The organism is Novipirellula rosea, from assembly GCF_039541335.1.
Taxonomy (GTDB): domain Bacteria; phylum Planctomycetota; class Planctomycetia; order Pirellulales; family Pirellulaceae; genus Novipirellula; species Novipirellula rosea.
Genome location: NZ_BAABGA010000008.1, coordinates 103,602 through 116,534 on the forward strand (window position 1 = coordinate 103,602; position 12,933 = coordinate 116,534).

10 protein-coding genes are annotated in these 12,933 nt (G+C 53.8%); 3 read left to right on the plus strand and 7 right to left on the minus strand.

Features of this window, described 5'->3' with window-relative positions; translation table 11 throughout:
• Nucleotides 1-164: 164 nt before the first annotated feature.
• Entirely contained in the window at nt 165-1,448 is a 1,284-nt protein-coding gene (locus ABD971_RS02850) for an L-rhamnose isomerase (protein ID WP_345319221.1), read from the minus strand.
• A gap of 269 nt (nt 1,449-1,717) precedes the next feature.
• Between ABD971_RS02850 and ABD971_RS02855 the strand changes: the two genes are divergently transcribed.
• Nucleotides 1,718-2,587: a helix-turn-helix domain-containing protein gene (locus ABD971_RS02855; protein ID WP_339944753.1), complete on the plus strand. Its 870-nt coding sequence runs from the start codon at nt 1,718-1,720 to the stop codon at nt 2,585-2,587.
• Nucleotides 2,588-2,635: 48 nt separating this feature from the next.
• On the opposite strand, the gene ABD971_RS02860 is transcribed toward ABD971_RS02855, so the two are convergent.
• Nucleotides 2,636-3,784, minus strand: coding sequence for a hypothetical protein (locus tag ABD971_RS02860; RefSeq protein WP_345319223.1), 1,149 nt, complete (start codon nt 3,782-3,784; stop codon nt 2,636-2,638).
• A gap of 222 nt (nt 3,785-4,006) precedes the next feature.
• Nucleotides 4,007-5,416, minus strand: a complete 1,410-nt coding sequence (locus tag ABD971_RS02865; protein ID WP_345319225.1) for a hypothetical protein — start codon at nt 5,414-5,416, stop codon at nt 4,007-4,009.
• A gap of 678 nt (nt 5,417-6,094) precedes the next feature.
• On the opposite strand from ABD971_RS02865, the gene ABD971_RS02870 reads away from it, so the two are divergent.
• Nucleotides 6,095-6,862 carry a hypothetical protein gene (locus tag ABD971_RS02870; RefSeq protein ID WP_345319227.1) on the plus strand — a complete coding sequence of 256 codons (768 nt, stop codon included), beginning with the start codon at nt 6,095-6,097 and terminating at the stop codon, nt 6,860-6,862.
• Nucleotides 6,863-6,882: 20 nt separating this feature from the next.
• On the opposite strand, the gene dinB is transcribed toward ABD971_RS02870, so the two are convergent.
• Nucleotides 6,883-8,046, minus strand: coding sequence for a DNA polymerase IV (gene dinB / locus ABD971_RS02875; RefSeq protein ID WP_345319229.1), 1,164 nt, complete (start codon nt 8,044-8,046; stop codon nt 6,883-6,885).
• Between the two features lie 409 nt (nt 8,047-8,455).
• On the opposite strand from dinB, the gene ABD971_RS02880 reads away from it, so the two are divergent.
• On the plus strand, nt 8,456-9,352 hold the full coding sequence (locus ABD971_RS02880; RefSeq protein ID WP_345319231.1) for a LysR family transcriptional regulator: 897 nt from the start codon (nt 8,456-8,458) through the stop codon (nt 9,350-9,352).
• A gap of 70 nt (nt 9,353-9,422) precedes the next feature.
• Here ABD971_RS02880 and ABD971_RS02885 read toward each other — a convergent pair whose 3' ends face one another.
• From ABD971_RS02885 to ABD971_RS02895, 3 genes are all read right to left on the minus strand, one after another.
• Nucleotides 9,423-9,698 (minus strand): anti-sigma factor family protein, encoded by a 276-nt coding sequence (locus tag ABD971_RS02885; protein ID WP_339944761.1) that lies wholly within the window; start codon nt 9,696-9,698, stop codon nt 9,423-9,425.
• Nucleotides 9,699-10,289, minus strand: a complete 591-nt coding sequence (locus tag ABD971_RS02890; RefSeq protein ID WP_339944763.1) for a sigma-70 family RNA polymerase sigma factor — start codon at nt 10,287-10,289, stop codon at nt 9,699-9,701.
• Nucleotides 10,290-10,640: 351 nt separating this feature from the next.
• Nucleotides 10,641-12,806, minus strand: a complete 2,166-nt coding sequence (locus ABD971_RS02895) for an FAD-dependent oxidoreductase (RefSeq protein WP_345319235.1) — start codon at nt 12,804-12,806, stop codon at nt 10,641-10,643.
• Nucleotides 12,807-12,933: the final 127 nt, after the last annotated feature.

Sequence of the window (12,933 nt, forward strand, 5' to 3'; positions counted from 1 at the left end):
AGACTTCGCTTGGGTTGTTTTGATTGACGCATGCAATTTGTAAAGCTGGCAGTATCATTGTCGCCGGTCTGGAAAACGTGCAGAGCGTTTCGTTCATCTGATTCAAACGCCGAATGTTTCTGCGAATTTCGTTATCGGCAAACTAAATTCAGCGGAGCTCCGCCTCACGCCGAAGCCGTTTGGCTTGTTCGCGACGACAACGTACTCGATTCATACTGACGCACTTTGTCGAGCCATTCGGCACCCACGGGAACGCCAGTGGTTTGGCAGTAATAGTCCCAAACGGCAGCAAACGGCATCGATTTCAATTCTTCCATCATCGCCAATCGCGAGGTGTAATCGCCATCGCGTTCAAATTGTTGAAGCGAGTCGGTAGGTTCCAACATCGCCATCAACAGAGCTTTCACCACATTGCGGGTACCGATCGCCCACGCCGCAATCCGATTGATGCTGGCGTCAAAGAAATCGAGGCCGATGTGCACGCGATCGAGATGTTTGCCTCGTACAATTTCGTGAGCGATCGCTTGAAGTTCGTCACTGAACGTGACCACGTGATCGCTGTCCCAACGCACCCCGCGGCTGACGTGCAGGAGCACTTCGGGAACATACATTAACACGGACGAAATCTTGTCCGAAATCACCTCGGTGGGATGAAAGTGTCCGGCGTCGAGACAGAGCAATTTCTGGCGTGAAATTGCATAACCGAGATAAAATTCGTGCGAACCGACCACGTAGCTTTCCGAGCCGATCCCGAACAATTTGCACTCCACTGCATCGAGCGTATGGTCTTGGTTAACCGGTTCGGCAAAGATTTGGTCCAACGAAGCGGCCAATCGTTCGCGTGGCGATTTGCGATCCGCAGGCGTGTCCTTGTAACCGTCGGGAACCCAGAAGTTATTGATGCACGGGTTGCCTTGTGTCTTGCCCATTTCCGCGGCGATGTGGCGGCATGCGATCCCATGATCGATCCAGAATTTTCGAACGCCCGCGTCCTGATGTGAAAGAGTAAATCCGTCTGACGCTTTTTCATGAGCAAAGAAGGTCGGGTTAAAATCGAGGCTGATGCCTTGCCCTTTTGCCCATTGAATCCAGCCCTCGAAATGGGCAACCCCGATTTCATCGCGGTCGACTTGGCCGTGAAATTCGCCGTAGCAAGCATGCAGGTTCAAACGATGATTGCCGGGGATCAGCGAATAGGCCGTCTGCAAGTCTTGGCGAAGTTCATCGGCAGTGCGAGCGCGACCAGGGTAGTTCCCCGTGACGGCCAAACCGCTACCCAATTCGCTGCCGTTGTCCTCGAAACCTGCGACGTCATCCCCCTGCCAACAATGCAGCGAGATTGCGACCTTTTGCAATCGCTCGATCACTTTGTCAACGTCAACGCCAAGCGACTCGTACCGCTCTTGGGCCAAGCGGTAAGCGGCTTCAATGTTTGCAGATTTGACCATCGTGGAAGTTTCCTCAATCGTAAATAACCAGTCGCATTCCGAGCACCAATCGTGCGCGAATCGGACCCCAAAACAGCGTTCGTCGCTCGAATAGACCGAATAAGCTTAGGGGGCAATAACAAGACGATAATGTAGTTTTTGGGCTCCCACCTTCACTATCGTGTCATTTATTAGCACAATAATGCCACCTGCGTCGATTCCTTTGCCCCATTCTGTGGCCTGATCGCACGTTCGCAATGCCCCCAAAATCAAAATGCGGGGAAACCACCATGCAAATCCTGAAAAATGAAGACTGGTTCCACGAGGATGGGTTTCCGATCGCGGTGGAACGCCGTGATCCGCAAGAATCGTTCGGAATCCATACCCATGAATTTTCCGAGATCGTGGTTGTCACCGGCGGTGAGGGACTGCACGTCACCGGTGAAGATTCGTGGCCGTTGACCACGGGGGATGTGTTCGTGATCGGCGGGTCTCGGCCGCATGACTATTTAAACACAAACCGGTTGCAGCTAACCAACATCTTGTTTCAGCAGGAAGCACTGTCGCTACGACTGCACGATCTTCCCTCGTTACCGGGATACCACGCGTTGTTTCATCTCGAACCCGCGTGGCGGCGACAGCACCAATTCAAAAGTCGATTACGAGTCACCCGTTCAGAACTTGCCACCGCAGTGGACTTGATTCAGCAACTCGATAGCGAACTGCGTGATCGATCGAGTGGGTTTCAGTTCATTGCGACCGCAACGTTCATGCAAATCGTTGGCCATCTTTCTCGATGTTACGGACGAACAAAGAATGTCGATTCCATCTCGCTATTGAGTATCGCCAACGCAATCTCGCATTTAGAGAGTCACTTCACCGATCCAATTCAACTGGATGACTTGATTGAATTGTCCCAGATGTCGCGACGAAGTTTTCTGCGGGCATTCGAATCAGCGATGGGATGCACGCCGATTGCCCATTTGATACGGTTGCGAATCGACCGCGCCGCACAATTGCTTCGCACGACGAACCAAGGAGTCACCGAGATTGCATTTGATGTTGGCTTTAACGACAGCAATTATTTCTCGCGACAATTCCGTAAAATAATGAAGTGCAGTCCTCGCGAGTATCGCAGCCAATCTTCGTTGCAACCGTGATCTACTGAAAGCGAACGATGCGTTTCGCCCGGTCTCGGCACAGAGGAACTACAGTCGCTGGACTTCCACCGCAATGATGAATAGCGACGTATATTTTGGCTTGACCGAATACCGCGTGACTCCATTTTGCGACTCGATTTTTACAAAGTTGGCCGTTTTCTTTTGCAGGGTAATGCCACCGCCAGAAACCGATGTTGCGGATTCAATTTTTTCGTTCACCGGGTCGCGAGAAGTCCAGCTGATCGTCGGGTTACTGCCCACAAAGAATCCTCCTTTGCGTTGCGCAATCAGACCTCGTCTGCCAAAAAAATTCGCGTGATCATAGCCCGGCAGGAATTTCAGCTTGCGATGTTGCGCCAAACTCACTAGCCCCGAATCGAACCATGCGCCGGGGTAGATTGCCACCCAACCCGCAGCCTCAAAATCAATTGAAAAACTTTCTAGTTCTTGATCACTCAGTGCCAGGTTTTCTCCATCGGATAACTTCGCTTGTAATCGATAGGGACCAACCTGCAGCGATTCTTTGATGCTGGGGTTTTGATTGCCCACGAATGAAAACGTTGCCCCGAGATCACCGGATACTGATGCCGTCCAATCACTTGGCATCGATGAGACTGACCAAATCATCCGCCATTGCAATTGCCCGGCTTCGTCCGTGACCTTTGCCCAGCCATCGGGCGGATTTCCTGAGTCGACCGGTGAACCGGGGGGCGTTTTGACCGCGGAACGCGCGGCATCAATCTGTGATTTCAGAGGAGACCCTAAATCATCAATCAGGTCTAAAAAGGTGCTGTAGTTATTGGTGAAGCTGCCGGAGGGCGAGTACGGTATATCTGCTGTCCTTGATGCCGGCATCGAATCGCAAAATTGATACTGATTCAGCGGAATGAGGCCCCCGACGGAACTCGTCCAATCCCATGGGGTTGCCGCCAACATCGGCTGGATGATGGGGTTTTCCAGCGGACCACCCTGCTTCTCGACGTTGACCGAAAACGCCGCGGATTGACTGGGATTACTCGCGTGGGCAAGCACTGCGGATAGAACCGGTGACGCGTTCATGGGAGTCAGCTCCGGCGAGTTTTCCTGTTGGTCGTCTGGTTGATCCAGCGGCTGTCGGTTCTCGGGCTCTTGCGCTGTCAACATGCCCGCAGCGAGCCCGATCATTAGGAGGTGCGTTGCAGTGAATTGAAGCGACATGATGTTCCTCGGCCAGAGATGCTCCTCAACGGAAGTGTCGTCGCGTGCGGCGTGATACGCCCCCCCTGGGCCCGCGATTGCCCAGGCTCACAATTACCAAGGCCCGCGATTGTCGGAGCCCGATCCGCCGTCGTCCCAAGCTAGCGTCTCCGTCGCCCTCCCTCACCCAGCGGTCCCATCGGCCACTGCGACGCTGGGTGAAGCCTCGATTGCCCGTTGGCGTTAGGCGGTGCCCATTCCAGGAAACGCGACCATGACGCCAACGATCAATGGATCCGTCGAAGTGCTTTGTCCGGAAAATTCGGTTGATCCGTTGGTGCTTCGCGTCCACTGGCTGCTATGTCCCCCGCTGCCGCCGAAACGGAAGCAACCGATGCGAATACCGCCGCTAGCACTAAATTGATCCTTGTGCTGTTGGAAGGTGTTTTCGGACATGCTGATTTTGAACCCCGGTTTGTAGACCACGGCCAATCCAGCCACTTGGGTCGAAAGCAAACCGTTTTCACCGAACAGGGCGTTCGCAGGTCCCTTGGAAACCCAGGGACTGGTAATCACCCATCCCTGGCCATCGGGACCTTGTTGGGCTTTGGCAAGATTGCTGATAAATCCACCGTCGTACCACGCACCCGGTGTCACAGGGACAATCGTTGAACTTTGCGCGTTGATCGTGACCTCGACCGACTTGTCATTTTGAGTGAGATCAAATTCGGACCACGATCCGCTCGATTCGACACCCCAAAACGGCGTGCCATAGCTTGCACTAGCGCCCGCCCAACTGTTGGAGGTCGACGAGTTGCCCTGGCTTGCCCCCAGCGTCAAACTGAATTGGCCTTTACTGCCATTGGCCAACGAGTCACGCCAATTCGATGCATTGCCGACGGTAAAGTCGGGAGTCCACTGCAAATTGCCAGCGCCATCGGTGACTTTGGCCCATCCGCGTGGCGGTGGGTCGTTGACTGGATTCCCGGTTGGCAGTTTGGCCGCATCCTGAGCCTGTTGCAACGAAACCGGTTGATAACTGCGGACCAAGCTCTGATAAGAATTCTGAGCCGCCGTCTGTGTTTTCGTTGCCTGCGTCATTTGATCGTCCCAGGACTGCGCCGCAGGACTGTTTAACCAGTCCGTAATCGTGGGGTACTTGGCGGCAAAAATTGCTCCCCCTTGGTTCTTAGCGAAAACGTAAGCTTGATTCATGTCTTGGCTTACTTTCTCTACGGCGCGCTGAGCTTTGATGACTTGATCTTGCAACTGACGCAGATCGTTTTGTTGCTCGGGACTCACCTTCCAAGTCACGTGCGTCAAGACTTGCCGATAGGCGTCAAAGAACGATGCAGCCTGCGCGTTGTAGGTTCCCACAGGTGACCAGGCGGGCATGATGCTGACAACTTGGTTTGCAGCCGGCGAAATTTGTCCCATCGGCACGGGATCAAAATTGGCGTCAATGGGGGCTGCATACAACTGCAGATTACCAGGGAACGCTTGCGATTTCAGCTGATTGTACGACTGACCATACAAATCGTCATTCAAGGTGGCCGCGTGCCCCACCTGGCTCATCATCGGCGTTAGAGTCGCTGCACCTGCGATTGCACCGGATCGTGCTAGAAACAATCGTCGCGAAATGGGCTGTGGCATGGTAAAGGTCTCCAATTGCAGTTCGAAAGGGCCAGAAGAGTGCCACCGCGAAGAGTCGTCCCTTCAAACGATGGTGAATCCGAAACACGGATCATCCCCCCATTGTTCGCCGCGTGGTTGCGCGCTCAAGTGTCGATACAGTGGCGATGTGGTGTCGCGCAACCCTCAAGTGAACTGATGCGCACTGCGTTTCCCTGATGGCCACGAACTGAATCACGCCGAGCGTTCGACTCAGCCAAGACGCCAACTCGGGTACGAGGTGAGTTTCGCAACGACGAATCTCTTTGAGATGATTGTTTCGTAAATAATTCACCGAAACGGTTGCTGAATCGCCCCTTCGTCGCGTCCCATGTCGATACGCAACCCGCGAAATTCATTTCGCACTCTTGTTACTGAGTCCCGTAGGTTTGCAAGTCGCTGCATCGCGTGCAAGACGGCGTTACAAACGTTTTGCAAGGTTCAATCGCGGATGCGAGAATCAAAAGGCGGCAGAGTCAATTTGAATGCAATTCAAAGCGGCACGCTCCTATCGAGCCCAACAAGCCGCAAGTTAACGAGAGCTTAACGATCATGGTTGTCGAAAAGGCTGTTTGACTTAAAGAACTCAATTCGTTAAACACGGTGCAGACTAGCTGGCGGGGGGCAACGCTCTCGTCCTTAGATGAATGGAGAACTTGGATGCCGGTCGACAACGAAATCGTAATGGACCGTGCGGTGGATTATCCATGTCGTGACAGCGCGGGATGGTCGGGATACAAATTGTTGTTGCAAGCGTATCGCTATGCCATGAATGTGGGAGCCGATTTGTGGGACTTCGCGCTGGAAATCGACTTGATTTATTCCGCAGGGCTAACCATCAATGACCTTCGCTGGTTGGTGGCCAAGCAGTTCGTCATCCATGCCGTGGAAACGTCCGTTTGCGGGGAACCTCACCGCCAGTTTGAAATCCGCGAGGGCTACAACTTTGACCACTCGACATGCGTGGTTTTGACCAGCCGAGGTGCCACGTTCGTGGAGCGGATGTTGAGCCGGGATCGAGCATCCGGTTCGGTGCAACCGACAGCCTATTTCGGCGCGAGCTTTGACGAGTCGTTGATGGTGCACGACAGTCCCACGTTTGACCTGCGATCAAAGTCGGTCTCAGTGACAACCAAACCGTGCTGGGATGCCGCTGCACGTGAGCTCCGATTGGCGTCGACGATCGTGAAACGGTTTCGTGTTCCCGCTCGAAATCAAGAGACGATCCTGTGTGTATTCGAAGAAGAGGGTTGGCCCGAGTGTATTGATGATCCGTTGCCGATCAACAGCAGCATCGACCCGCAAACAAGGCTCCACGATGCGATCAACCGGCTCAATCGTCACCAAGCCAATCCGCTACTAAGTTTTCATGGCAACGGCAAAGGGACTGGAATCGCCTGGAAATCTCAATGGGGCGATTTTCCCTGATCGTGTTTTTGCGTCCCCGCTTATAGCGTGGTACCACGGCGGATCGCGTTTTTGCCGAACCGGTCGAGGATCGAATCGGTGGCCTGGTCCACCTGCGCGTCACGGCTACCGTTGTCATCGAACAAATCCAATTGGCGAGTCCGTGAACTGACCAGCGAACTCACGCCCATGCCGACTAACCGAACCGGTTGATCGACGCGTATCCGAGTGAACAGTTTGTCGCGCACGGTTTCCCATAACTCGTTCGTCGAGTTGCTTGGCGAAGCGAGAGCGGCCGAGCGGGCGAGTGTCTGAAAATCACTGAACCGCAGCTTCAAGCTCACGGTGTTGCAATAGCGATCGTGGCGACGCAATCGCCGGCCGACTTGTTCGGTCAATCGCAACAGGATCGCTTGTAATACTTCGCTATCGGTGACATCCGCGTGAAAGGTGGTCTCGTGCGAGATGGACTTGGCTTCGCGGTCGGGAACCACCGCCCGGTTGTCGCGTCCCCAAGCCAACGCGTACAAATGATTCGCCGATCCACTTCCCATGGATCGTGTCAATTGATCGAGGTCCGCCTTTCTCAGATCGGCAACACGATAGATCCCGATCTTCCCTAACCGTTCTTCGGCTCGCTTGCCGACTCCCCAAATTTTGTCGATCGGAAGCGGATCAAGAAAATCGTGAACCTTGTCGGCTTCGACCACCGTGAATCCTCGAGGTTTACGGTGACCACTAGCAACTTTAGCGAGAAACTTGTTCGGCGCGACTCCGACCGACGCATTTAACCCCAGTTCAGCAAGAATCGCATGTTGTATTTGCTGGCCGATCTCGATCGCCGAACCAAACAATGCTTGGCAACCCGTCACGTCTAGAAACGCCTCATCGAGCGACAGCGGTTCGACAAGCGGGGTGTAGCGATTGAAAATCTCGCGGATTTGACGCGAGATAGCTGCGTAAACTTCCATGCGAACGGGAACAACGACGAGGCGGCCGCACCGCTGGAGTGCCGTTTTCATCGGCATTGCGCTGTAAACGCCAAAACGACGTGCTTCGTAACTGGCAGCCGCCACCACCCCCCGGCCTGTCGCACTGCCGCCGACCACGATCGGTTTACCACGAAGTGACGGGTTATCACGCTGCTCCACCGACGCATAAAACGCGTCCATGTCGATATGCAAAATCATGCGGCCCAGTGTCATGTGGCACAGTGTAGCGGATCGAGGTCCCGGATCGAGCCCGTCTTGTAATGCACACGTTAGGTTGGTTCCAATACGCCCAATTCCCTAGGACCAACCCCGTGGGGTGACGCTGTGAAGCATTTTTCTGATAGGGTTTGTGCTAATTTAGCGTAGCGGAAGCCGTGCGTGACTTTCGTTTCATGTCGTACGCCCCCCCCGAAACTCTTAACGGCTTGTTGATTTATTGAGCCGCGACGCGTCAGCGGCCGGGTCCCACACGATACCCGGTGCCTTACGGCCCACGGCTCACCCTTGCGATTTCCATTTGGATTAAATCAACAAGCCGTTAACGAGTTCCGCTACGAAATGCTTCACAACGTCGCCCTTGGGAATGTATTGGAGCGAATCACACGTGTGAGGAAAATTTGCGGTGGAATTTGACCAACTGACTCACTTTTTAAAGATCGCTCAAACCGAAAATATCACTCGAGCGGCCGAGGAGCTCGGGTTGTCTCAGCCCGCCGTCAGTCGTTCGCTGCAGCGATTAGAAGAGGAAATTGGCCAACCCCTTTTCGAGCGTCAATCTCGCAAAATGGTGCTCACCGATGCGGGGGAATTGTTGGTCAGCCGCGCTCGCCAGATCATGTCGATCATCGATGACACCCTCAGCGAAATCACAGATGACGGACAATCGGGGCGGATTCGTTTAGGGGCCATTCCTACGATCGCGCCTTACTTTTTGCCTGGCTTATTACACCATTTCACGTCGGCGTTCCCCAAAGCGAGGCTACTTGTTCAAGAAGAGCCGACGCAAAGTTTGTTGCAGCGGTTGACACAAGGTGAACTGGATCTGGCGATACTCGCGCTGCCGATTCCAGCCAAGTATCTTGAAATCGACACTTTGTTCGAAGAGGAATTGCTACTTGTGATGCCACAAGGGCATCCGCTGAGCCAGAAGAAACAAATCAAATTAGCTGATATTCAAACGCTGCCGTTCGTGCTGCTCGACGAAGCTCACTGTCTATCGGACAATATCGTTTCGTTCTGTCGTCAGCGCTCGTTTCAACCGGTCTCGATGGAAAAGACAAGCCAGTTGGCGATGGTGCAAGAGCTCGTCACGCTCGGACATGGCATTTCGATGGTGCCGGCGATGGCGCGAGCGATCGACAAGAGCAATCGGCGACTGTATCGATCGTTAGCCGGCCCGAAACCGATGCGAACGATTGCCGCGGTGTGGAACCCGTATCGATTCCAGAGCAAACTGCTGCAGGAATTCCGCAAGGCAATGCATCATTATTCGGCGGCGTTCAAGGCGAAGCCAAGGTGATCTTAAGTGACCTCGGTTGGAAACACCCCAGCGTCTTCCAGAGATGCAAGACCTGGCAACGTCGATCTCTTTACGATTGACGCGAGCGGATCGCTTGCTTGATCCTCAAACGCGCATCCAAGGGAAGCTTTTCAGTTTCGCCTTCACTGTTTTCGCTGAAGTCAGCAGCGTGCTGCTGCATTTGATCATGCAAGTAAACAACGTCGCGGCGGAAACTCGAACACAGACGGCACAATCGCAGGTGCATCCAAAGCTCCATCCGTTTTCGCAATGGCAATGGAGATTCGATCGAATCCGAAATCAGTTTCGATATTTCTTTGCAGCTCAGCATTAAATCGACTTTCACTTAGCCTTGTTCTAAATGCCATCGACTTTTCATGCAGTTTGCCAGCCGCAAACGGGCTCGATGTAGTAAGACCCACAGGTTAGACGGACTAATCGACATTTTCTTACAAATTTCTTTTGTCCCAAGTTCATCCATTTCTCGAAGCGTGAAAGCATCGGCTTGACCGACCGGAAGCTCCGACAAACAGGTGCGAAGGATTGGCCAGAATTCCTCTCGCTCGATTGACTCGAGCGGCTGCTGGAGCATCGAGTGTGTATTTCGTCGCCAATTTCCATTTCGGTCAAACATACGATCAAGCGGATCGCCACCGTCCTCTTCGATCAATTGGGTCGTTCGGCTGCGAGCACGAACCAAATCGACAATTTTGCGTTTCAGAATTCCTAGCAACCAGCCTTGTTCCGAGCCTTGCCCTGAAAACTGCTTGATATGCTCAATCCCCGCGAGAAAAGTTTGCTGGACGACTTCTTCTGCGGCTTCAACGTCACGCAAACGCGATAACGCGTACCGGTACAGACTGTCACCGTACTCATCAACCCACATTGCCGGATTGATGGCCGAACGCTTCTCCGTCTCCACTGGAACGTCCATCATGTCGATCTCCTCATTTGCTCACAATTCTACACCTTTGCGAGCGGAGATTACAAATCAAATATTGAAATGTGTGCAACCGTTCAGCTCGCAACATCAAGCGGACGTTATTTCCGAAGCGATTTGCCGGGTTTATGTACCTGACAAATTGCCATTGAGCAAAGCGATTGGATTCGTTGCGGCCCGTATTCGATGAATGGGACGCGGTGGTACCAGGGCTTTGCAATCAAGCAATGCCCTCTTTGAGCTCCCATCCGCACCCAATTCTCACTTTTTTTTCGTAGCCCGGCCGCTGAAGAAGGTCGTTCCAATAATTGACGTTCCAAAGCGGCAAAGCTGGACGCTCGTTTGAGACTACTTGATGGGCATCAAATGAACCGCGTCAACGACGACGTAACCGTTGGTGCCTTCGTTGCTGATCGTCACGGTGATGTTGCCGCTACCAAATTCGTCCTCGAGCAGCGTGACAAAGCCATCTTTGCCTGGACTTTTCTGTTGGTTGACCCTCACGGTTTGCGTCTGATCACCGCGGGTGATCGTGACCGGAACATTCGAGGCGCGGTTGGGATTGGCGGTATAAGACATTCGCACGGCGTAATGTCCTCGTTTTGCCACGGGCAACGAGTACGTTGCCTGCTGCTTTCCTTTATCGAAGTCCCCGTCGTGGCGATAGTTGTGCCCGACAAACTTCGGCACCGTATGTCCCGCTCCGTTGAATCCGGTGCGTTTGGCACTGACATCATCAAAGACGACTCCCGATAGTTTCTTGGGGTCGATCGAGAAGCCTTCGCGTAGTACCGGTTTCCAATCCAACACCTGTTTATCGGTCGTCAATTGTTCTCGCAATTTTGCATAATCGATTTCGTGCAGCGTTTGCTTGTCACGAATCGCTTGGATCGCAGCGGTCGCCGATGATTGTCCCAACACCATAAACACCGGTTCCATCCGGATCGAACCGAATGCCATGTGCGACGCACTGAGCGATACCGGAACGATCAAATTCGTGCATTCGTTCGCCTTGGGCAATAGCGACCGATACGAGATCGGATAGGGAGGAAATCCACCGACTTGCACATCTCCTTCGTTGCGAGCGTGCCCGTTTGCATCAACGTAACGCTGGACATTGTGCGAATCCATCGTGTAGGCAGCCATCCCCACGGGGTCTTCCGCCACCGTGCGACCTTGACAGTGATGTTGGGTCATCACAGCGTCGCCAACCAATCGCCGAGCTTCGCGAATATAGAGTTGTTGTTGCCAGCCGTCCTCTCGCTCGAATTCATCTTTACATGTGCCCCAGCGGCTTACGATTTTGCGAGTCGCTTCGGGAACACGTGGATGATTGGCCATCGTCCAAAACAGCCCTTGCTGGTAACTACGGTGCCGCTCGATAATCTGCTGACGTTCCGCATCGGTTGCTTCGGGGTAGTCATAGTTTTGCCCGATAAAGTCAGTCGAGAAGCCCGTCCGATTGTTGGTGTCCGTTTTGCGATTCGGCATGCCTGAATTGATCACGGGAAATCCGGACTGGCCTGCTTCAAAATTCCGCAGCATCAACTCATAAAGACTCGCGTCGTAATCGCTGGGTTTGAAAAAAGGGATACGATTTTCGGGATGGTCGGTCAAACAGACGCGAAAGCAATAGGCTTGCACGCGATGGTCGGCAGATCCTTCCTCGCCAGGGCCTGTCGGGTCGATGCCGGGCAACAAGCCGCTCGCGGGATCCCCTTTGCGGACATACGGATCGACACCAGGCATCAGTTGATGGTGCCGCGCGTTCGCCGTTTGCACTCCGCTAAGTGTTTCGCCGTACGTTGCATTGGCTTCGCGCCCGACGGTGTAACTGACTCCGGCGGTTGCAAACAGATCGCCTTCGTACGTCGCATCGATAAACATGCGACCGCGATAAACGTTCCCACTGACGCTTCGAATCGACTCGATTTTGCCATCGGCGATCTCAACGCCAGCACCCACTTGCCCCGATTTCCGGCTTCCCGTGCGATCGAGTCGTTCGTTGTAAACGACCTTCACATCGTGCTCGTCTACAAAACTTTGCAGCACAGCCAGCGCTGCGGACGGTTCAAAGGTCCACATCGTCGATTCGCCTTCGGCGGTTCGCGATTGTCCTCCGCTCTTGTATTGGTCAGCGGTCTGCCACTTCCAATTCTCAGGTTTTTGGTAGTACTGAGAAATACGTTGATAGAATTCGCGTGAGATGCCACCAATTGCGGCCTTGTTGCCGATGTCGGTCTGGCCGAGACCGCCGGTGGTCAAACCACCAATCCGCGAACTCGGTTCGATCACGATGGCCGAGCCGCCGAGTCGTTCGACTTGCACGGCCGCCACGATGCCCGCGGCAGTGCCGCCGTAGATCACCACATCGTAGACCTTTGCATCACTGCGACTCTCGTTCGCACGTACCACCGAAGACGATAGCGTCACGGCAGCCATCACTAACACAAGCCAATTCGCCAGAACCGATCGCGTTGGCAGGGTACGATTCGGATTAAAGATCAAACTCATGGGGGCAAAAACCTCAGAAGGTGGGGGAAAAGTTTGGGGGCGGGGGTTTGTATGCAGAGGAACCGGGCCAGAATAACGCAATTCTGCGGACAGGGATTCTACGCGAAGGACGCTGAATCGCAAACGA